This window comes from Halomonas sp. MCCC 1A13316, assembly GCF_014931605.1.
Lineage (GTDB): Bacteria > Pseudomonadota > Gammaproteobacteria > Pseudomonadales > Halomonadaceae > Halomonas.
In genome coordinates, this window is sequence record NZ_CP053382.1 from 1,588,714 (window position 1) to 1,609,421 (window position 20,708).

Genomic DNA, 20,708 nt, shown 5'->3' on the forward strand with positions numbered 1-20,708 from the left:
CTTTGCCATTCTCGCTTTCGAAGCGGAGCCGGGCCTTGGTGACTTATCACCTCCAGTTATATTGTTGAAAATTCATATTGACACTACCAAGCATTCCCTGGGACGTCACATAAGTTCTAGGATCACGGCAATCCCTTGGCCGCCGCCCACGCAAGCGGTGGCACAGCCGTAGCGGCCGCCGCGATGGGCCAGGATGCGTGCCAGGGTGCCGGCCAGACGCACGCCCGTGGCGCCCAGCGGGTGGCCAAGCGCCAGAGCGCCGCCCCAGACATTGACCCGGGATGAATCGAGCCCGAGCTTGCCTATCGCATGCAACGGCACGGCGGCGAAGGCCTCGTTGATTTCCCAGGCATCGATCTGGTCTGCATGCAAGCCGGCCCTAGCTAGCGCCTGCTGGGCTGCCGCCGCGGCGCCGGTGCCCATATGCTCGGGTGCCACTCCCACGTCGGCGAAGGCGACGATGCGCGCCAGAGGCGTGGCTGCATAACGCTCCACGGCCGCGGACGACATGAGCAGAGCCGCGGCAGCACCTGACGTCAGCGGCGAGCTGTTGCCGGCCGTGACCCGGCCCTCCTCGAGGAATACCGGGTCGAGCCCAGCCAGGCGTTCGAGGCTGGTATCGGGGCGAATATTGGCGTCGCGCTCGACGACCGCTCCGGCAGCTCCGACAAGCGACAGGCGCTCGCCGGAGAAGTGGCCCTCGGCCTCGGCCTGGGCGGCGCGACGATGAGAGGCGAGCGCGAACTCGTCCATTGCTTCGCGCTTGATGCCGGCCGCCTGGGCCAGGCGTTCGGCGGTGATACCCATGTTCAGCGCCACGTCGAGTTCCAGCCATTCGGCGCCGTGCAGCACTTCGGGCGAGGTCAGCGTGCCCTCCTTGAACAGGCTTGGGCCCATGGGCACCCGAGTCATGTTTTCAAAGCCGCCGGCCAGGGCGAGGTCGATGTCGCCAGCCTGGATCTCCCGAGCGGAGCTGCGCAGAGCGGCAAGCCCCGAGCCGCACTGCTGATCGATCTGACGGGTGGCACAATCACGCCCCTGCGGCCCCAGACGTTGTGACAACCACAGCGGGTAGCGACCGCCGAAGCTCCACTGCTCCTTGACCGGCAGCGCACAACCGATACTGAGGTCCTCCACGGCTTGCGGGTCGAGGTCGGCGCGGGCGAGCAGGGCATCGATCACCTGGGCGAGCAGGGCGTCACCGCGGGTGTCGGCCCAGGCGTCCACCTCCGGCTTGCGCGGGTGGGCGCGGGTGAAGGCGCTGCGGGCGTAGTCGACGAGATAGGCATCCTTCATGCCGCACCTCCTTTGGCGCTGGCCAGCTGTGCCCAGCGATGGATGAACAGCGCGTAGGTGGTCAGAACGTGGCGGATCGAGTCGATCTCGACGCACTCGTCGACACCATGTATCCGCTGGGCCACCGGGCCATAGCAGGTGCCGTTGATCTCACCGCTGACATGGAAAGCGCGTAGGTCGGTGGTGCAGGTCGAGAGATAGGTCTTCGGCGGCTCGCCGAGCAGATCCTCGTGGCAGCGCGAGAGCAGCGCGATGCCCGGCGCCTCGAGGTCGACCAGATGACCTTCGGACCGAAAGCCGTGGAACTCCACGCGCGGCGCAGGACTGCCATCGCCGAGCTCGGCATGGTGCGCTGCGATGCACTCGCGCACACGGTTCATGACATCGTCGGGCCTCATGCCCGGCGGGAAGCCGACGCGGCCCTCGAGGATGGCATGGGCCGGTACGCTTGAAGCCCAGTTGCCACCTTCGATCTTGCCGATACTGAGATTGAAAGGGTGATCGATATCGTCGTAGGGGGGCTGGCGCGTGAGGCCGTTGATTTCGGCTTCCAACGCCTTGAAGGCGGGCAGGTAGGCGAGGATGGCCTCAATGGCGTTGTTGCCGGCGCGAGTATCGAGCACGTGGGCGGGTACCCCGTCGAGGCGCATGCGAAACCACAGCACGCCCACCTGGCCGGCATAGATCTGTGCGCCAAAAGGCTCAGGGATCAGCACGAAGTCGCCGCTGTAGCCTTGGTGCAGGCAGGCCAGGGCGCCATTGCCGGTGCACTCTTCCTCGATCACCGTTTGTAAAGTCAGCGGGAAATCGATGGTGACGCCGGCCTCGCGCACGGCATGCACGGCCAGGGTCATGGCGGCGATGCCGGCCTTCATGTCACCGGCACCGCGACCATAGAGCCAGCCATCCTTTTCCCACGGCTCCCAGGGCGGGCGAGTCCACATGTCGGTGGGCTCGGCGGGTACCACGTCGAGGTGGCCGTTGAACACCAAGTGCGGCCCCGCGGCGCCGGCATTGAGCTGGGCCACCAGGTTATAGCGCCCCGTGTTGTCCCACTCGGTCGGAGCGCGGTGAGGGTGGCCGGCAAAGCCGGGGGCATCGAGCGGCACCCGGGTGCTGGGCAGGTCGAGGCGCTCGAACCAGCGCTCCATGGTATCCAGCGCGCCATGCTCCTGGCCCAGCACGCTGTAGCCGCGTACCAGGTCGCGGGTCAGCGCAAGGGTCTCGTCCAACAATGCCTCGCAGCGCTCGACGATTCGCTTCTCGGTGCTGGTAAGCATCAGAACCTCCCCAGTCGAGTTTCGTCGACGATCAGTTCGGCTTCGGTGGCCTCGCGCAGTTCAGCAACGCTCAGGCCCTCGGCAATGTCCACTACGACCAGTCCTTCCGGTGTCACGTCAATCACTGCCTTGTCGGTGATGATGCGCGACACGCAACGCTCGGCGGTCAGCGGCAGGCGGCAGCGGTGCAGTATCTTGGCATTGCCTTGTTTGTCATTGTGCGAGCACAGGATCACCAGGCGTTTGACCTTCTGTGCCAGCTCCATGGCCCCGCCGATACCGGGCGAGAACTTGCCGGGTATCTTCCAGTTGGCCAAATTGCCCAGCGCGTCGACCTCGAAGGCCCCCATGAAGGTGAGGTCCACGCGGCTGCGGCGGATCATGGCGAATGACATGGCGCTGTCGAACACGCTGGCGCCGGGGCGAGTGGCGATGTAGGCGCCACCGGAGTCGATCATGTCCCAGTCCGGTTCTTCGTCTTCGTTGCGTGGACGACAACCCAGCACGCCATTTTCGGAGTGCACCAGGACCTCCATATCCTCCGGCAGGTAATGGAACAGCCGCGTAGGCAGGCCGATTCCCAGGTTGACGATCTGCCCCGCAATCACCTCTCGGGCGGCTCGGGCGAGAATGCGCTGCTGGTCAGCCGACATGGGCACGCCTCCCTTGTTCGCTGGTGACAGGGTCGACCGCCACCACCAGGCTGACGAAGGCGCAAGGCGTATGGATCGCCTCGGGTGTCAGGCTGCCGGGTTCGTCGACCCGATAAGCCTGGGCGATGACGGTATCGGCGGCCATCGCCATCAAGGGGTTGAAATTGCTGGCGGTGGCGCGATAGATGAGGTTGCCGTAGCGGTCGGCGTGTTCGGCATGGACCAGGGCGAAGTCGGCGTAGAGCGCCGGCTCGATGCCCCAGGTGCGACCGTCCAGTTCGATCTCGCGCCGACCGGCGGCGATCTCGGTGCCCTGGCCGATGTCGGTGAGAAAGCCGTGGTGGCCGGCGCCGGCGCTGCGGATCTTCTCGGCCAGTATTCCCTGCGGAAAGAGGGTGACCTCGAGCTGGCCGCGGTTCATCGCCGCGATGGCATCGCGGTTGAGGCCGATGTGCGATGTGATCAGGCGGCGTACGCGACCGGCCTCGATCAGCTTGCCGATACCGATGCCCGGCTCGTTGGCGTCGTTCTTGATCAGGGTGAGGTCGCTTTGCCCTTGGGCCAGCAGTTCGTCGATCAGGGCGAAAGGCGTGCCCGGCGAACCGAAGCCGCCCACCATGATCGAGGCGCCGTCGGGAATCGCGGCGATGGCCTCGTCGATGGCGCGATATTTGCGGTTGAGTAGCGTCATGCAGGGAGCCTTTTGTCGTGGGTCGGGAGCACGTTCAAGGAGCGTCACTCATGGCATCCGTACGCGCCGCTTCTCGTTTGAGCTCGAGGTCGAAGCGGCACATGGCACGTTCGAGGCGGGCCAACAGCTCGGTGATATCGTCAGCGCCGATGGTCAGAGGAGGAGTGACCAGGAAGTGATCGCCGGCCACGCCGTTGAGGGTGCGTCGCGGGTAGATCAAAAGCCCCTCTTCCTTGGCCAGTGCCGTGATCCGGGCGAAGCGGTTCTGCTCGGCCGGGAAGGCGCTCCTGGTTTCGCTATTGGCCACCAGCTCCACGCCCCACAGCAGCCCCAGGCCGCGCACGTCGCCTATCCAGGAGAAACGGGCCTTGAGTGCCAGCAAGCCTCTCTTCAACTCGCGGCCGCGAGCCGCCACGTTGTCGAGCACGCGCTCGCGCTGCATGGCTTCGATCACGGCCAGCCCCGTGGCGCAGGCCAGCGGGTTGCCAGCATAGGTATGGCCGTGCTGGAAGCCGCCCGACTCCATTACCGTGTCGACGATATCGACCCGGGAAAGCACCGCTCCCACCGGATAGTAGCCGGCGCCGAGTCCCTTGGCGGTGGCGAGCAGGTCCGGCATCACGCCGTAGTGCTGGTAGGCGAACCAGGCGCCGGTGCGGCCGACACCGGTCAGCACCTCGTCGAAGATCAACAGACAGCCGAACTCGTCGCACAGGGTGCGGATGCCATCCAAGTAGTGCTTGTCGAGCATGCGTGCGCCGGTACTGGCGCCGCCTACCGGCTCCAGCACGAAGGCGATGATCGTCTCGGGGCCGGCTGCCTTGATAGCAGAGCGGGTCTCTGCCAATACGCGTTCCACGTGCCGGGCGTCGCCTGTGTCGGTATGACGGTAGAAGTCGGGACCGGGTACCTTGAGCGAAGCGTTGACGATGTCGGCGAAAGGCGCTTCGAGCGGTTCGTAGCCGGTCACACCCAGCGCACCCAGGGTGCTGCCGTGGTAGGAGGGGCGCAGCGAGACGAAGCGGCGGCGCTGGGGCTCGCCCTTGGCAACGAAATACTGCCGTGCCAGCTTGAGCGCCGACTCTACTGCCTCCGAGCCGCTGGAGACGAAGAACACCTTCTCCAACTGCCGATGAGTGAGTTCCACCAGCGCTTCGGCCAGGGCCACCGCAGGGGCATTCTCGAACTGGGTGCGGTAGGTGAAGGCGACGCGGTCGAGCTGGTCGAGCATGGCCTCGCGAATATCGTCGCGGCCGTGGCCGAGATTGCAGGAGATGGCCCCGGAACAGCCGTCGAGGTACTGCTTGCCGGTCTCGTCCCACAAGTAGACGCCCTTGGCGTGGCTGACTTCGGGCAGGGCGGGGCCGGCCTGGTAGAAAAGCGGAGATGGGCTCATGTCAACGTCCGGTTGTCGTTATGTAATCGTGAACGGTTGTCTGCAGTCTAAGTAGCGAGCGGTAGCTATTTCAATATATGATCTTTATAACGAATTCGATGAGTTTTACTCATGGCAGACGTTAATATCCACTCGCTCAAGGCGCTGGCTATCTTCAAGACATTGTTCGAGGCCGGTACCGCCTCCCAGGCGGCGCGCACCTTGGGCATCACCCAGTCCGGCGTGAGCCGCTCGCTGGCACAGCTCGAGGAGAACCTGGGGATTCAGCTGTTCCTGCGCGAGAAGAACCGCCTGTTGGCCACGCCTGAGGCACGCGAACTCTACGAAGAGATCCTGCGCCTGATGGGCAACATCGAGGAGCTGCGCCACAGCGTGCTGGCGCTCAAGGAGTTCGGCACCTCACGGCTGCGTATTGCCGCAGTGCCGGGCCTTTCGTTCGGCTTCGTCCCTCGGCTGGTGGCGACATTGCTGGGGGAGAACCGCCAGTTCAGCGTCAGTCTCGACATGATGTCGAGCCATGAGGTGCAGCTGGCGGTGGAGTCGAGCCATGCCGATATTGGTTTCGTCACCCTGCCCATCACCTCGCGAGTTCTGCGTGTCGAGCCTTGGTTCACCAGCGAGGCGCTGTGCCTGATGCCGCAGGCGCATCCCCTTGCCGCGCAGGAGCGCATCGACGTACAGGATCTACGCGACCAGCATCTAGTGATCAGCAACCAGCCCAGTATCAGCACCAACCCGCTGCTCGAGCTGGTTGCCCGGCACCGCGTCCAGATCGCCGGCAAGACGGAGGCCAACATCGGCACCATCACCGCACTGGTGGCCAATCATGTCGGTATCACGGTGATGAACCCGATCACCGCTCAGGATCAGCTTGCCCCGCGCGATGGCGTGGAGATGCGACCCTTCTCGCCGGCCATGGAATTCAGCTTTGGCCTGGCTTATCGCGACGACTGGAAGCAGGCTAGGGTGCTCGATTTCCTGCGTGAGCGGGGCAGGTCGCTGCTCGCGACCTATCCGGGCACGGTGCTGGATGAGTCTTTGGGCTAGAGGAAGCTTGCAGCCGGCAAGCCGCCTAGCGCTAGTGCTCGAGCATCTGGTAGTACCACATGCCGGCGGCCAGCAGTGGGCTGCCCAGCGCATCGCCGAATGGCACCCTGACGTGGCGGCAGGCGGCGAAGGTGTCGAACTCCTCCATGTGGCCGGCAATCGCCTGGGCCATGATCTCTGCAACGATATGCGAGGTAGCCACCCCATGCCCCGAATAGCCTTGGGCATAGTAGACGTTGTCGGATAGCCTCCCCAGCATCGGGATGCGATTGATCACGATGCCGGCCATGCCCTGCCAGGCATGCTCGAGCGGCGTTCCTCTTAGCTGGGGGAAGGTGGCCTCCAAGCGCGGTCGCAGCTCGGCGGCGATGTCCGGGGAGGCCCCATGCTCGATGCGAACGACAGGCGATTGCTCGAAGATCGTTGCACCCAGCGATTCGGCAACGCGAGCCTCGCCCAGGCACAAGTTAAGCGGATGCAGGTGCAGGTGCAGGTTGCAGCGGTTGAGCAACCCGCCGTGGTAAAGCTCGGTGCGCACTACCTCGCGAACCTGGCGAGCACCGTGGCCACTCCGGTGAAGCCGCCGCCGACGATGGCGACATCGACCTTTACCTCGCCCTGCAGCCGGGGGTAGTCCGACTCCTGATGGATCGATGCGGTGTAATAGGAGGCGCAGCGTGGCTCAACCATGTTGTCTCCGCAAGTCGTCGAAAATAATCAGCGCATGCTAGCACAGCATGCGGATTGGACACCTTTGGCACAGCGTTCACCCGGTGCTGCCAGCGCTCTGCGTGAGGGGCGAGCTTTGCGCCTTCGGCATCAGCCGGTAGAATGGGAGTTTTCACGTTCGGCTCGTCGAGCGGACTTCTCGCCGGGGCGAAGCAGGCCCTGCTCCGACCGGCTGCCCGCCAGCCCCGCTGCAAGGAATACGTGCTGCAATGAGCTATCAGGTTCTGGCCCGCAAGTGGCGACCGCGTACGTTCCACGAACTGGTCGGCCAGGAGCACGTCCAGCGTGCGCTGGTCAACGCCCTCGACCAGGGGCGTCTGCACCATGCCTACCTGTTCACCGGCACGCGAGGCGTCGGCAAGACGACCCTGGCAAGAATACTTGCCAAATGCCTCAACTGTACCGCCAAGGGGTATGGTGATGACGGCATCACCTCCACGCCCTGCGGCGAGTGCGACAGCTGCCGTGCCATCGACGAGGGGCGCTTCGTCGACCTTATCGAAGTCGATGCCGCCTCGCGCACCAAGGTCGAAGACACGCGCGAACTGCTCGACAACGTGCAGTATGCCCCAACCCAGGGACGCTACAAGGTGTACCTCATCGACGAGGTGCACATGCTCTCCACCAGCAGCTTCAATGCGCTGCTGAAGACGCTGGAAGAGCCGCCGCCCCACGTCAAGTTCCTGCTCGCCACCACCGATCCGCAGAAGCTGCCCGCCACGGTGCTGTCGCGCTGCCTGCAGTTCACACTCAAGAACATGCCGCCGGAACGCATCGTCACCCACCTGGCCAAGGTGCTCGAAGCCGAGGGTATCGGCTGCGAAGAGAGCGCCTTGTGGCTGCTGGGTCGAGCCGCTGACGGCTCCATGCGCGATGCCATGAGTCTGACCGACCAGGCCATTGCCTTCGGCCAGGGTCAGGTTCGTCATGCCGATGTCGCCGCCATGCTCGGTACCCTGGACCATCGTCACGTGCTGGCGCTGGTCGAGGCCCTGGCCGACACGGACGCGCCCCGGCTATTGAGCGAGATTACCCAGTTGGCCGAGCAGGGACCAGATTTCGCCGCGGTGCTCGACGACATGACGGCGGTGTTGCATCGCCTGGCCGTGGCGCAGATGGTGCCGGATGCGGTGGACAACGGCCACGGCGATCGGGAAGCCTTGCTGGCCCTGGCGTCGCGCTTCACTGCCGAGGACGTGCAGCTCTACTATCAGATCGGCATCCAGGGGCGCGGCGACATGGTTCATGCCCCCGACCTGCGCACGGCGCTGGAAATGACCCTGCTGCGTATGCTCGCCTTCCGTCCTCAGGGTGTGCCGCAGCCGGCGAAGACGCCATTGCCGCTGCGCAGCGCAGGCGGTGGCAACACTCCCGTCGCGTCCGCGGGCGGCGGGAGCGAGCCGCCGAGCGATGCTCAGCCCACCGGTAGCTCGGCTGCCGCGCCAGCGGATCGAGCATCGTCGGAACCCGGGCCGCCGGAACCCGAACCTCCGGCCGAGACGGCTCCAGCACAGAGTGCACCAGAGCCTGACGTCGAAGATGAAAGAACTGAGCCACCTCCGCCCTGGGAGGAGCCGGCCGACGAGGCAACGGCACCGCCACTGGGCGAGCTTTCCCGCGCCTCGGACGCCCCCGCGCCGAGGGCGCCCGGCACCTCACGAGAAGCCCACGCCACAACGATGGCAGCGATCGAACAACCGTCGGTACAGGCATCCGCGACCCGACAGGAAATGGCGCCAAGGGCGGAGGAGGACGACACTGTCGTACTGGAAGCCCCGGAGCCGTACGTCGAAGCGCCGGCCGTCGAGGAATCGAATGCCGAGGTTCCCGAGCCCCAGGCCGTTGCGGCCAGCGACGAGCTGCTCTGCCATGATCACTGGCTGGCACGCTTCGACAGCCTGGGTCTGGGAGGGCTGACGCGCAACCTTGCGGCCCACTGCGTGGTCGAAGCCGATGACGGCAATCGGCTGACGCTGCGCCTGGACCCTTCTCAGGAGGCCATGAACGCCGAAATTCATGTGCGCCGCGTGCAGGAGGCACTGGCCACCATTGGTGTGTCGCGCCAGTTGGCAATAGTGCCGGGACCATTGCCAGCGGAGGTGGAAACGCCCCGGCAGCGCGCTGAACGGATCGCCGCCGAGCGTCACGCAGAGGCCGTGGCAGCCCTGCAGCGCGACCCGCATGTCCGGCAGTTGCAGGATGCCTTCGGCGCACGCTTAATCGAATCGAGCGTCAAGCCGGCGGAAATGGCGCCAAGGGCCTGATACCAACAGTTTCACTTTGCCAAGCGAGAGGAACGATCATGATGAAAGGCGGAATGGGCAACCTGATGAAACAGGCCCAGGAAATGCAGCAAAAGATGCAGCGCGTTCAGGAGGAAGTCGCCAAGGCCGAGGTGACCGGCGAAGCCGGCGCCGGCATGGTCAAGGTGACGATGAACGGCCGGCACGACGTGAGCAAGGTCGACATCGACCCCAGCGTCATGGAGGAGGACAAGGAGTTGCTCGAGGACCTGCTGGCCGCGGCGGTCAACGATGCCGTGCGCAAGGTCGAGGTCAGCTCGCGCGAGAAGATGGAAGAGGCCACGGCGGGGCTCAACCTGCCGCCGGGTTTCAAGATGCCTTTCTGACTCGATTGAGACCGGCTGCGCTCTGCCATGCGGCGTTAACCATCGTTAGAGGTATCGAATGAGTTTTTCCCCCCTCGTCGAGAGGCTGATGGAGTCGCTGAGGGTACTGCCGGGCGTAGGCCCCAAGACAGCGCAGCGCATGGCAATGCACCTGCTCGAGCGCGACCGCGACGGCGGGCGATGCCTCGCCGCCGTACTCGAGCAGGCCATCGAGCAGGTGGGCTATTGCCAGCGCTGCCGCACTCTCACCGAGGAAGAGGTCTGCGGCCTGTGCACCAGCAGCCGGCGCGACGACGCCCTGCTGTGCGTGGTAGAGTCGCCGGCCGATCAGTTGGCCATCGAGGAGGCTGGCGGATTTCGAGGCCGCTATTTCGTTCTCCATGGTCATCTCTCGCCGCTGGATGGCATCGGCCCCGAGGACATCGGGCTCGAACAGCTCGAGGCGCGCGTTGCCGAGGGCGGAGTCAGCGAGGTGATCCTGGCCACCAATCCGACGGTGGAGGGCGAGGCCACGGCGCACTATATTGCCGCTCAGCTCACGCCCCACGGCGTCACGCTCTCGCGTCTGGCCTATGGTGTACCCATGGGCGGTGAACTCGAATATGTCGACGGTGGCACCCTCAGTCGTGCCTTTAACGGACGCCTGCCGTTTCGTGGCGATTGACGCCGCTTCACTGTTTTCCCCTGCTGGACGAACGCATGACCCTGACCCCCGAGATACGCTGGATCGACACACCCGAGGCACTGGATGCCGCATGCGCCGAGGTGGCGCAGGCCGAGGTCATCGCGCTGGATACCGAGTTCTTTCGCGAAAAGACCTTTCACCCGGTCCCGGCGCTGATCCAGTTTTCCGTCGGTGGTCCGGTCTGGCTGGTCGATCCGCTGACGGTCGGCTGTACCGAGTCCTTTCGCCAATTGCTTGGCGAGGGGCCGCTGAAGTTACTGCATGCCAGCAGTGAAGACCTCGAAGTGCTGGCGCACTGGGCCGGTGTCACGGTGGCCCCGCTGGTGGATACGCAGGTGGCTCAGGCCTTGCTGGGGGAGGATGCGGCCATGGGCTACCAGCGCCTGGTGCAACATTGGACCGGCGAGACCCTGCCCAAGGACGAGACCCGCTCCGACTGGCTGCAGCGCCCGTTGAGCGATTCCCAGCGGCTCTATGCGGCGCTCGACGTCGTCTTCCTGCTCGAGGTCTGGAAATACCAGCGAGAAGCGCTGGAGCAGCAAGGGCGGCGCGAATGGCTCGAGGCCGACTGTCGTGAACTATTGGCCCAGGCGCTACGCAGCGACGCGGCCGATGAGCAGTGGTACCGCCGTCATCGCCAATTGTGGCGGCTTGCGCCGCGCCAGATCGAGGCGTACCGGCTGCTGACAACCTGGCGCGAGGGTGAGGCGAGGCGACGTAATCTACCGCGGGGCTGGCTTTTCAGCGACCGGGTGCTCTACGGCATCGCCGAACGGATGCCCGAGAATCGCTATCAGCTCGCCGAAATCGAAGACATCAAGCCGAGCCAGATCAAGCGTGATGGCGACACGCTGTTGGCGCTGGTGAAGCAGGCGCACCAATGCGAGGAGGCGGCGCTGCCGCCTGTACAGCCCTCGCCGCTGGGGGCGGATTACAAGCGACGCATGAAGGCCCTCAAGCGGGTCGTGAACGAGCGTGCCGAGACTCTGGGTCTGGCGCCGGAAGTACTGATGCGCAGGCGCGACCTCGAGGCCATGATCGCCGCCGACCTGGCCGCCGAGCCGCTGCCCCTTCCCCAGGGGTGGCGTGGCGAGTGCCTTTCGGCCCCCCTGGCACAGGCACTGGACGAGGTGAAAGCCGAATGACGGATGACCGCATGCAAGGCGACAAGTTGTTGTGTGAGATCTTCAAGAGCTCGCGCAAGGACGAAATGTATCTCTACGTGGACAAGCGCCAGGGGCTTGCCGAGGTGCCCGAGGCATTGCTCGAACGCTTCGGCAAGCCGGTCTCGACCATGACCGTGATCCTTACACCTGAGAAGACACTGGCGCGCGCCAAGACAAGCGATGTCATGGCCGCCATCCGCGACAAGGGGTTCTATCTGCAAATGCCGCCGGTGAAGGACGAATATTTGTTGGACCTTTATCGGACGCCTACGGAAGCTCGCTATTGACCATGCGTGAACGTTTCTGGGAGCGCTTCGACCTCGAGGAACTCACCGCCGAGGAGTGGGAGGCACTGTGCGACGGCTGTGGCCAGTGTTGCCTGCTCAAGTTCCAGGACGACGAGAGCGGAGATCTCGCCGTGCTCGGCGTGGCCTGCGAGCTACTGGACCTTCACAGCTGTCGCTGCAGTGACTACCCCAATCGTCAGGCTCGTGTGCCCGACTGTGCTCGGCTCACCCCACAGCGTGTCGACGAGTTCCGCTGGTTGCCGAAGTCCTGTGCCTATCGCCGTATTGCGGAGGGGCGCCGGCTGGCCGGTTGGCATCCGCTGATCTCCGGCGACCCGGATCGGGTGCATCGCAAGGGGATCAGCGTGCGCAGCTTTGCCGTTTCCCAGCGGGACGTGCCCGAAGATGAGCTGGAAGACTATATCATTGCCATACTGCCGATCGACGGTTGACCCCTCCAAAGACTGAGCGTGGCTGGTGCCGCTCCAGCCATGGCTTAAGTCTCAGGCCTTCTTTTTCGCATCAGTCGCTTGATACACCATTTCACCCTAGCTGCTGATGGTCATTTTTCCCGTTCCCCATGATGCTGCGTGTTGCTATCTGTAACTTTGTGTTGCGGAGGTGGGCGATTCGAATGGCTTGGCTAGCTATGCAAGCTGAATGGAGGGGATCATGAAACGGGTATGGATGACAACGGCAGGGCTGGCGTTTGGCGCCATCGTGACGACGAGCGCCCTGGCACAGTCACAGGTCTGGACCGAGCCTCTCAGCGATGAGGAGATGGCCGCGCGCTGGCACGCTCTCTTCAATGAAGGTGTCGTGCTGAGCGATGAGGAGCTGGACGAATTGCTGAAATGGTTGCCGCCGCCAGGCGCTGGGGGCTTGGGGGCTGGCCTGGATGGCTCCCTTGGCGGCGAGGGGGGAGGTTTAGTTCTCGCCGGGCGCAGCTCTACACCCGATGCCGATAGCGACGACAACGGCGGCGTCGACAACGGTGACAGCGGCGATGGCGACAGCGGCGGCGGCGACAGCGGCGGCGGCGACAGCGGCGGCGACGACAACGGCGACGGCGACAACGGCGACGGCGACAACGGCGACGGCGACTACGGGGGTGGCGACAACGGCGGCGGCGATAGCGACGGCGGTGACAGCGGCGATAGCGTCGGCGGTGACAGCGGCGGCGGCGACAACGGCGGCGGCGACAGCGGCGGCGGCGACAACGGCGGCGGCGACAGCGGCGGCGGCGGTGACAACGGCGGCGGCGACAACGGCGGCGGCGATAACGGCGGCTATAACGGCGGCGGCTCTGGTGGTGGCGACACCGGTGGCATCGGTGGTTCAGGCAATGGTGGGGGCGAAGGTGGGGGCGGCTCCGGCGGTGGCGGCAGCGGTGGCTCCGGCGGTGGTGACAGCGGTGGTTCCGGTGGCGGTGACAGCGGTGGCTCCGGCGGCGGGAGCAGTGGTGGCTCCGGCGGCGACAGCGGTGGAGCAAGCGGCGGCGCTGGAGGTGGCAGCGGCGGCGGTGCCGGTGGCGGTAGTGGTGGGGGGGGCGGAGGAGGCGGCGCCTGATTTTGCTTCCCTTGAAGAGACCCGGCCTATGGCCGGGTCTTCTTTATGCGGCGCTTAAGCTTCCTTGTTGGCTAGCCCCAAGGCCCAGAGAATGAAGGCGTCCTGGCGTGCATTGTCATGCCATGCCTTGAACCGGCCCGAGGCACCGCCATGCCCGGCAGCCATATCGGTGCGCAGCAGCACGGGGCCGCGTGCGGAGTCCATCTCGGTCAGTCGGGCATAGAGCTTGGCAGGTTCCCAATAGGGGACCCGGGAGTCGTGCCAGCTGCCTTGGAGGAAAAGCGTGGGGTAGGGTTGGGGGGAGAGGTTGTCCAACGGTGAGTAGTCGCGGATACGCTTGCGTGCGCCCGGATCGTCGGGATTGCCCCACTCAGTATACTCGGCGGTAGTCAGCGGCAGGTCGGGATTCTCCATGGTGCGTAACACGTCGACGAAGGGGACGTCGAGCACGGCCGCACAGAACGCCTCGGGCGCCAGGTTGAGGCTGGCTCCGACCAGTAGCCCGCCGGCACTGGCGCCGTAGGCGGCGATGCGCTCGCCGTCGCTGAGTCCTTTTTCCACCAATGCGTTGCGCGCCGCCAGGAAGTCGCGGAAGCTGTTCTCCTTGTGCTCTAGTTTGCCTGCCAGATACCAGGGCTCACCCCGGTCGCCGCCACCGCGAACGTGGGCGACGGCAAAGGCAACGCCGCGGGCGAGCAGTTCGAGCCTGGCAACCGAGAACCAGGGGTCGAGGACTTCGCCATAGGCCCCATAGCCGTAGAGCAGGGTGGGCAAGGGGTGGCCGGCAAGGTCGGCACGCATCACCACCGATACCGGTATGCGTTCGCCATCGTGGGCACGCGCCCAGATCCGCTCGCAGCAGAGGTCTGCCGGCTGCAGGTTGCCGTGGATCGGCTGCGACTTGAGGACGACTCGCTCCCCACTGTCGAGGTCGTGCTCGAGCCAGCGTACCGGCATGACGAAGGACTCTTCACGCAGGCGCAGACGGCGACTGTCGAAATGTGGCACGTCGCCGAGCATAACGCTGCAGGGAGATTCCGGCAGCGTCAGGTGCTCGTCGCACCGTGTGCGGTGGCAAGCATCGAGTTCGACGATGCGGATGCGGACCTGAGCCTCATGGTGGTCGCGCTCGCTGATGGCCAGGCCCCAGTCAAAGGCCTCGACGTCCTCGAGCGTGGTGTCATCGCGATGATCGATCAGCAGTTGCCATTGAGCCTCGAAGTCGTGCTCGTCGGCCACGTCCAGGCGAAAATGTGGTGCGTTGCGGTTGTGCAGAACGTAGAAATGCCCGGGACGGTGCTCCAGTCCATACTCAACACCTTTCTCTCGCGGTCGAAAACAGCGTGGTGTCTGCTCAGGCGACAGGGCCGGCAGCAGGTGGCATTCGCTCGTGTCCTTGGAGGCAATCTCCAGCACCAGCCACTGGCGGGAGCGGGTCTTGCCCAATCCGAGCCAGAACTCGGGATCGTCCTCGCGCAATATCAGTGAAGGCTCGCCGGCCTGGCCTTCACTGAGTGGCAAGCGCCAAATGCTGTCCGGGCGCTGTGTGGCATCGTAACGAGTGAACAGCAGGGTGACGTTGTCTTCGGCCCAAGCCAGCTCCGCACCGATCTCCTCCAGCAAGAGGTGTGGCTCGCCGTCGGGCAGTGCCTTGAGATAGAGTGAGAAGCGCTCGTCGCCATTGGTGTCCTCGGTCCAGGCCAGCCAGCGTTCGTTGGGCGACAGCGCTATGTCACCCAGTTCGAGGTAGTGCTCTGGCGCTGCGCGAGCCTCCAGGTCGAGAAAGACGCTTGCCTGTTCCTCACGGCCATTGGGATGGCGCCACCACACCGGATAATCCGCATTGACTGCCGTCTCGCTCCAGTAGGTATGGTGATCGAGCGCAGTGCGCAGCCCGTGAACCGCCAGCTCACGTCGTGCCAGGTGGCCGTGATAGAGCCGCTCGACCAGGCTCTCGAGGGGCGCCATCCAGGCCTGGGATTCCTCGTTGGCGGCTTCGAGAAAGGCCTGAACGCGCGCATCGTCGCGTTCTTCCAACCAGTGCCACTCGGGATCTTCGGCGCGTCTAAACCGTTCGACTGGTGAAGGAGGGGGCTCGCTGTTGGTTGCAGTGATAGACGAATGATGTGGCGGCTGTGCTTTCATTGGGTCGCGTGTACCATACTCAAGGTGACTTTCCATCCTGTACGATCCGTCAAGGGGCGGGCCGTGACGCGTAAAACGAGGTATCGATGCTGACATCCGATTCGATGTCCCTACTATGGCTGACCTATCTGGGTTTGTCGCTGGTCGTGCTGGTGACCGGCTACCTGGGATTGGCCTTCCTGCCACGCCTGCTGCGCCTTCCGATTACCTGGATGGTGGCGGGTATTCTGTTGATGCCGACCCGCTTCCGGCTGCCGCTGGTAGAAGGGGAATTCCATACCGGCATGGCGCCAGCTGTGGTGGTGGCGGCCGTTGCCTTCCTCGAACGCAATGGCTCGGTACTGATGTCTTCCGGCTTGCTGGTAGCTGCCGGAGCGCTGCTGGGTATTGCCGTTGGCATTCTGCAGGCCTGGTGGTTCCGCACGGATGCCATGCCCAGCGAAAACGCGCAGGGGAAGAAGCAGGACGATAACAAGCAGCACAATAATAGCAGGCGCAATGGCCAGCGCGGCGAACAGCCGCGTCAGCCAGGCAAGCGCCGGGAGCCGAAAATCGGCTAGGGAGCCCCGATGGGGAGGGAGTGGAACAAGGTATGGCACTGGCTGGTCGGTCTGGCCGGGTGCCTGGTCATGTCGAGCTGCCTATCAGCTGCACCGCTCGAAGAGCAGCCGGAGATTCGGGTCATTATCGATGTCTCCGGCAGCATGCGTCAAAATGACCCCGACCAGCTCGCTGCGGAGGCGCTGGAATTACTGGTCACGCTGGTGCCCAGCGGGGCCAGGGCGGGGGTCTGGACCTTCGGCGAGCGAGTGGCCAACCCATTGCAGTCCGGTCCGGCCAACCTCGAATGGCGTGATCGCGCCAGGGCGCTATCCGGCCTGTTGTTCGACTACCAGCAGTACACCGACATCGAGTCCGCCATCTATCAGGCGGCAGACGCCGAGGCTGTCTCAGGCCCGCGTCATCTGGTGCTGCTCACCGATGGCAGGATCGATCTGCCCGCTTGGCGCGGCAGCAAGCCGGCCATCGACCGGGCTTCGCGGGAGGCGCTGCTTGAGGAACTCGGTCCGAGGCTGGCCGAGGAGGGCATCGTAGTGCATGCGATCGCCTTTTCCGACGACGCCGACCTCGACCTGGTGGAGCGTCTGGCGCAAATGACCGGTGGGCTTTCAGCGCCTGTCGCAGCCCCGGACGCCTTGCTCGGTGCTTTTCTTGCCATTGTCGATCGCATCTTCCCCAGCGATCAGGTGCCGGTCACCGACCAGCGTTTTCTCATCGAGCCGGGACTGCGCAGCTTCACTGCGCTGCTGTTCCGCGGCGAGGAGGCCACGGAAATGGTGGGGCCGGATGGCCAACGCTATTCCGCCGACTCCCCCCCGGAGGGGGCCGAGTGGCGAAGCGAATCACGCTATGACCTCGTTCGGGTACCCGATCCCCAGCCGGGGCAGTGGCGCCTGGAGGGCTCGCCGGGTCAGGACAGCCGCGTCACCATCCAGTCGCCGCTCAGCCTGCAGACGGCCGGTGTGCCGGACACGCTCTATCTCGGGTTCGACGTGCCGGTGGAAGCCTGGCTCGCACGCGAGGGAGAAGCGGTGGCCGTCGAAGAGTTGCCGGCGCACCTGCGCCTGACGGCGGAGTTGCACGATGCCACGGGTACGGTACAGTCGGCCGTGGCCCTCAAGCAGCAGGAGGCGCGATTCGTCGGTCGCTTGCCTGCACCGGCCCTGGCCGGAAACGCCCAGTTCGTCGTGCGCGCCGAAGGCCAGGGCTTCCGCCGCCAGCGGGTGCAACCCATCAACGTATTGCCGGCAATTGCCGCACAGCATGATGTGGCCGGCCAGCGAGTTCTCCTAGCGGCCGAGCATCCCCAGCTCGATGGTGCCAATACCCGCCTGTACGGCCAGCTCCAGGGCGCTCGGCTCGAGGCAGAACCCATTGCCGAGCGGCGTTGGAGCATGGCCCTGCCCGAGCTGGATACGGCGCTCAGCGTACCGTTGATCCTGCGCGGCGAAGTCACCCTTGAGGGCGAGACGCACGAGCTGTATCTGCCGCGCCTGATGCTGTTCCCTTCGGTGGACACGGCTATCGACCAGGTCGATGCCAGCCCGGCCCTGGAGGTGGCGCGCTTCCACGAGGAGCTGTCGCCGGTGCGTGAGTCTCGCTCGACGGGATCGCCGCTACCGGAGCCGGTCGAGCGTATCGTCAGGCGCATGCAGGAGCTGCCGCAGATCGCTCAGGAGCGCTGGAAGGAGTGGCGCCCCTTGCTGGCCGGGCCGCTCGAAGAAGCCCTGGGTGAGCCGCATCGGCGCTGGCTGTTGGGCGGCCTGCTGCTTGCCCTCGTCCTCTTGTTGCTGCTGTGGAAAATGACACGGAGGCGTCGCGTGACGCCACGGGAGGAGCCGCATGTGTGAATTGCTGGGCATGAGCGCCAACGTGCCCACCGATATCTGTTTCAGCTTCACCGGTTTCCTGCATCGTGGTGGCGGTACCGGGCCACACCGCGACGGCTGGGGAATCGCCTTCTACGAGGCGGGTGGCTATCGCGACTTTCGCGACCCGCACCCCTCGGTACGGTCTCCCATTGCCCGGCTGATCACCGACTATCCGATCAAGTCGCATATCGTCATCAGCCATATCCGCCAGGCCAATGTCGGTGAAGTGCGCTTGGCCAATACCCACCCTTTTACCCGTGAAATGTGGGGCCGAACCTGGTGCTATGCGCATAACGGCCAGCTCGCGGAGTGGCAGGCATTGCCGCTGAGTTTCTATCGGCCGGTGGGCGACACCGACAGCGAACACGCCTTCTGCTGGCTGCTCGCCACCCTGCGCGAGCGCTTTCCCGAGGCGCCCGGACTGACGGCGTGTGACACTACGTTGAGCGAGCGTCACTCGGCGCTCTGGCAGTTGCTTCATCAACTGTGCGAGACGCTGCGGGCCAAGGGTGTGTTCAATCTTTTGCTGGCCGATGGCGAGTTCCTCTATACCTTTTGTTCGACCAAGCTGGCCCATATCACTCGCCGGGCACCGTTCGGCAGCGCCGAACTCTCCGATGCCGAGCTTACGGTCAACTTCGACGAGCACACCACGCGCCACGACATCGTCTCGGTGATTGCGACCGAGCCGCTGACTTGCAACGAGGCCTGGGTTCGCATGGAGCCGGGTGAGCTGTTGGTATGGCGCCATGGTCGTATCGTCGCTCGCCTCGTTGCCGAGCCGTCTTCTTCCGCAAGCTCATAGCTATCCGCTCGGGTGGCTTGCCTTTCTACAACCTTTTGCCCAGTTTGTTAGTCATATAGGCGCTTAGTTTTGGGCGATCGTGATTGAACAGTCGTTTCAATCGTCCGTTTTACAGCCGAGTGGTGCCTGGTATATCGTTATGGTTTGGTCAAAATAACAACGGACGAGGTCGAGAGGTGAGCGACCACCGTCGATGATGCTGTGGAGATAGCACCAATGAGTGAGCAAGCCAACGCCGGTATCCTCAACGGTCCCGAGCTGAAGGGCATGGAGAAGTACCGATCGCTGATGGACGTCTTCCATGCAGCGGTGAAACGCTTTGCCGACAACCCGGCGTTCACCTGCATGGGGCAGACCCTCACCTTTACGGAGCTCGATCGCCTCTCGGCCGATTTTGCCGCTTGGCTGCAGCATGAGACCGGACTCAAGCCGGGCGATCGTATCGCCATCCAACTGCCCAATGTGCTGCAGTTCCCGGTGGCCGTTTTCGGCGCGCTGCGTGCCGGGCTGGTGGTGGTCAACACCAACCCGCTCTATACCGAGCGCGAGATGGCACATCAGTTCAAGGACTCCGGCGCTCGGGCAATCCTTATCCTGGCCAACATGGCGAACAAGCTCGAGAAGGTGCTCGACCGTACCGACATCGAGCACGTGCTGGTCACCGAACTCGGCGACCTGCACGGCTTCCCCAAGCGTTTCCTGATCAACGCCGTGGTCAAGCACGTCAAGAAAATGGTGCCGTCCTATTCGTTGCCGATGGCGGTGCCGTTCCGCAAGGCATTGAAGGAGGGGGCTTCGCGCCAGCATAGCGAGGTCGAGCGGGGGCTCGACGACATCGCCGCGCTGCAGTACACCGGGGGCACCACCGGTATGCCCAAGGGAACCATGCTCACCCACTGCAATCTGGTAGCCAATATGCTCCAGGCCGAAGGTGCTATCGGGCCGGGCCTATCCCAGGGCAAGGAGGTGGTGATCGCACCGCTACCGGTCTATCACATCTATACCTTCACGGTGAACTGCCTGTTCCTGATGGAAACCGGCAACCACTCGATCCTGATCACCAACCCGCGCGATCTGGACAACTTCGTCAAGGAACTGCAGAAGATCAAGTTCACGGGGTTCATTGGCCTCAATACCCTGTTCAACGCGTTGTGCAACCGAGAGGACTTCCGCAAGCTCGACTTCTCGCGCCTGCACCTGACGATTTCCGGTGGCATGGCGCTGACCAAGGCAGCGGCGAACCGCTGGGAGGAGATCACCGGGTGTCCCATCGCCGAGGGCTATGGGCTTACCGAAACGTCACCGATCGTCAGCTTCAACCCTGTCGATTCCATTCAGCTTGGTACCATCGGCAAGCCGGTGGCGGGCACCTCGGTCAAGGTGGTCGATGCCGATGGCAACACCCTGCCGCTGGGTGAGCCGGGCGAGCTTTGCGTCCGGGGACCCCAAGTGATGAAAGGTTACTGGAACCTGGACGAAGAGACCGCCAAGGTGCTGAACGATGACGGCTGGTTTCACACCGGTGATATCGCCGTGCTTCAGGACGACGGCTTCATCAAGATCGTCGACCGCAAGAAGGATATGATCCTGGTGTCGGGGTTCAACGTCTATCCCAATGAAATCGAGGACGTGGTCGCCAAGCACCCGGGCGTGGTCGAATCGGCAGCCGTGGGCATTCCCGATGAGAACAGCGGCGAAGCAGTCAAGCTATTCGTGGTTGCCCGGGACGAGAGCCTTGACGAGAAAGGCCTGCGCGAGTGGTGCAAGAAGGAGCTGGCCGGCTACAAGGTACCCAGGTTCGTCGAGTTCCGCGACGAGCTGCCCAAGACCAATGTCGGCAAGGTGCTGCGGCGTCAGCTACGCGACGAGCAGGCGGAACGCTAGGGCTGTGCGATTGG

At 64.4% G+C, this 20,708-nt stretch carries 20 protein-coding genes; 12 read left to right on the plus strand and 8 right to left on the minus strand.

The features are described 5' to 3' along the window. Positions 1-105: 105 nt before the first annotated feature. The 5 genes from HNO52_RS07410 to HNO52_RS07430 are packed head-to-tail and all read right to left on the minus strand — an operon-like array spanning position 106 to position 5,316. Positions 106-1,296, minus strand: a complete 1,191-nt coding sequence (locus HNO52_RS07410) for an acetyl-CoA C-acyltransferase (RefSeq protein ID WP_197568512.1) — start codon at positions 1,294-1,296, stop codon at positions 106-108. Further along, positions 1,293-2,576: an ArgE/DapE family deacylase gene (locus HNO52_RS07415; RefSeq protein WP_197568513.1), complete on the minus strand. Its 1,284-nt coding sequence runs from the start codon at positions 2,574-2,576 to the stop codon at positions 1,293-1,295. The genes HNO52_RS07410 and HNO52_RS07415 overlap by 4 nt, the downstream gene beginning before the upstream one ends. Next, entirely contained in the window at positions 2,576-3,229 is a 654-nt protein-coding gene (locus HNO52_RS07420) for a 3-oxoacid CoA-transferase subunit B (protein ID WP_197568514.1), read from the minus strand. Before HNO52_RS07420 ends, HNO52_RS07415 begins: the two co-directional genes overlap by 1 nt. Continuing rightward, the gene (locus HNO52_RS07425; protein ID WP_197568515.1) at positions 3,219-3,920 is read right to left on the minus strand and encodes a CoA transferase subunit A; all 702 of its coding nucleotides are present in this window, start codon (positions 3,918-3,920) and stop codon (positions 3,219-3,221) included. The genes HNO52_RS07420 and HNO52_RS07425 overlap by 11 nt, the downstream gene beginning before the upstream one ends. A gap of 34 nt (positions 3,921-3,954) precedes the next feature. Beyond that, entirely contained in the window at positions 3,955-5,316 is a 1,362-nt protein-coding gene (locus tag HNO52_RS07430) for an aminotransferase family protein (protein ID WP_197568516.1), read from the minus strand. A 111-nt stretch (positions 5,317-5,427) separates the two neighbouring features. Here HNO52_RS07430 and HNO52_RS07435 point away from each other — a divergent pair, with 111 nt between their 5' ends. Further along, positions 5,428-6,363 carry a LysR family transcriptional regulator gene (locus tag HNO52_RS07435; RefSeq protein WP_197568517.1) on the plus strand — a complete coding sequence of 312 codons (936 nt, stop codon included), beginning with the start codon at positions 5,428-5,430 and terminating at the stop codon, positions 6,361-6,363. 31 nt (positions 6,364-6,394) lie between these two features. Here HNO52_RS07435 and HNO52_RS07440 read toward each other — a convergent pair whose 3' ends face one another. Next, positions 6,395-6,901, minus strand: coding sequence for an NAD(P)/FAD-dependent oxidoreductase (locus tag HNO52_RS07440; RefSeq protein WP_232090634.1), 507 nt, complete (start codon positions 6,899-6,901; stop codon positions 6,395-6,397). Further along, entirely contained in the window at positions 6,901-7,053 is a 153-nt protein-coding gene (locus tag HNO52_RS21010) for a hypothetical protein (RefSeq protein ID WP_232090635.1), read from the minus strand. The genes HNO52_RS07440 and HNO52_RS21010 overlap by 1 nt, the downstream gene beginning before the upstream one ends. A gap of 248 nt (positions 7,054-7,301) precedes the next feature. Here HNO52_RS21010 and dnaX point away from each other — a divergent pair, with 248 nt between their 5' ends. The 7 genes from dnaX (at position 7,302) to HNO52_RS07475 (ending at position 13,428) form a co-directional block, all read left to right on the plus strand. Next, positions 7,302-9,356 carry a DNA polymerase III subunit gamma/tau gene (gene dnaX / locus HNO52_RS07445; protein WP_197568518.1) on the plus strand — a complete coding sequence of 685 codons (2,055 nt, stop codon included), beginning with the start codon at positions 7,302-7,304 and terminating at the stop codon, positions 9,354-9,356. Between the two features lie 38 nt (positions 9,357-9,394). Continuing rightward, positions 9,395-9,721: a YbaB/EbfC family nucleoid-associated protein gene (locus HNO52_RS07450; RefSeq protein ID WP_197568519.1), complete on the plus strand. Its 327-nt coding sequence runs from the start codon at positions 9,395-9,397 to the stop codon at positions 9,719-9,721. 58 nt (positions 9,722-9,779) lie between these two features. Continuing rightward, positions 9,780-10,385 (plus strand): recombination mediator RecR, encoded by a 606-nt coding sequence (gene recR, locus HNO52_RS07455; RefSeq protein ID WP_197568520.1) that lies wholly within the window; start codon positions 9,780-9,782, stop codon positions 10,383-10,385. Between the two features lie 35 nt (positions 10,386-10,420). Beyond that, a complete protein-coding gene (gene rnd / locus HNO52_RS07460; protein ID WP_197568521.1) occupies positions 10,421-11,551 on the plus strand; it encodes a ribonuclease D in 1,131 nt (376 codons plus the stop codon). After that, positions 11,548-11,859: a YcgL domain-containing protein gene (locus tag HNO52_RS07465; protein WP_197568522.1), complete on the plus strand. Its 312-nt coding sequence runs from the start codon at positions 11,548-11,550 to the stop codon at positions 11,857-11,859. Before rnd ends, HNO52_RS07465 begins: the two co-directional genes overlap by 4 nt. 2 nt (positions 11,860-11,861) lie before the next feature. Then, positions 11,862-12,311, plus strand: a complete 450-nt coding sequence (locus tag HNO52_RS07470) for a YcgN family cysteine cluster protein (RefSeq protein WP_197568523.1) — start codon at positions 11,862-11,864, stop codon at positions 12,309-12,311. A gap of 220 nt (positions 12,312-12,531) precedes the next feature. Further along, complete coding sequence (locus HNO52_RS07475; protein WP_197568524.1) at positions 12,532-13,428, plus strand: hypothetical protein; 897 nt, start codon at positions 12,532-12,534, stop codon at positions 13,426-13,428. Between the two features lie 54 nt (positions 13,429-13,482). Here HNO52_RS07475 and HNO52_RS07480 read toward each other — a convergent pair whose 3' ends face one another. After that, positions 13,483-15,573 carry a S9 family peptidase gene (locus tag HNO52_RS07480; RefSeq protein WP_197568525.1) on the minus strand — a complete coding sequence of 697 codons (2,091 nt, stop codon included), beginning with the start codon at positions 15,571-15,573 and terminating at the stop codon, positions 13,483-13,485. Positions 15,574-15,659: 86 nt separating this feature from the next. On the opposite strand from HNO52_RS07480, the gene HNO52_RS07485 reads away from it, so the two are divergent. From HNO52_RS07485 to HNO52_RS07500, 4 genes are all read left to right on the plus strand, one after another. After that, positions 15,660-16,133 carry a hypothetical protein gene (locus tag HNO52_RS07485; protein ID WP_197568526.1) on the plus strand — a complete coding sequence of 158 codons (474 nt, stop codon included), beginning with the start codon at positions 15,660-15,662 and terminating at the stop codon, positions 16,131-16,133. A gap of 9 nt (positions 16,134-16,142) precedes the next feature. Next, a complete protein-coding gene (locus HNO52_RS07490) occupies positions 16,143-17,984 on the plus strand; it encodes a vWA domain-containing protein (protein ID WP_197568527.1) in 1,842 nt (613 codons plus the stop codon). Beyond that, positions 17,977-18,810: a class II glutamine amidotransferase gene (locus HNO52_RS07495; protein ID WP_197568528.1), complete on the plus strand. Its 834-nt coding sequence runs from the start codon at positions 17,977-17,979 to the stop codon at positions 18,808-18,810. Before HNO52_RS07490 ends, HNO52_RS07495 begins: the two co-directional genes overlap by 8 nt. Before the next feature lie 216 nt (positions 18,811-19,026). Further along, a complete protein-coding gene (locus HNO52_RS07500) occupies positions 19,027-20,694 on the plus strand; it encodes an AMP-binding protein (protein ID WP_197568529.1) in 1,668 nt (555 codons plus the stop codon). Positions 20,695-20,708: the final 14 nt, after the last annotated feature.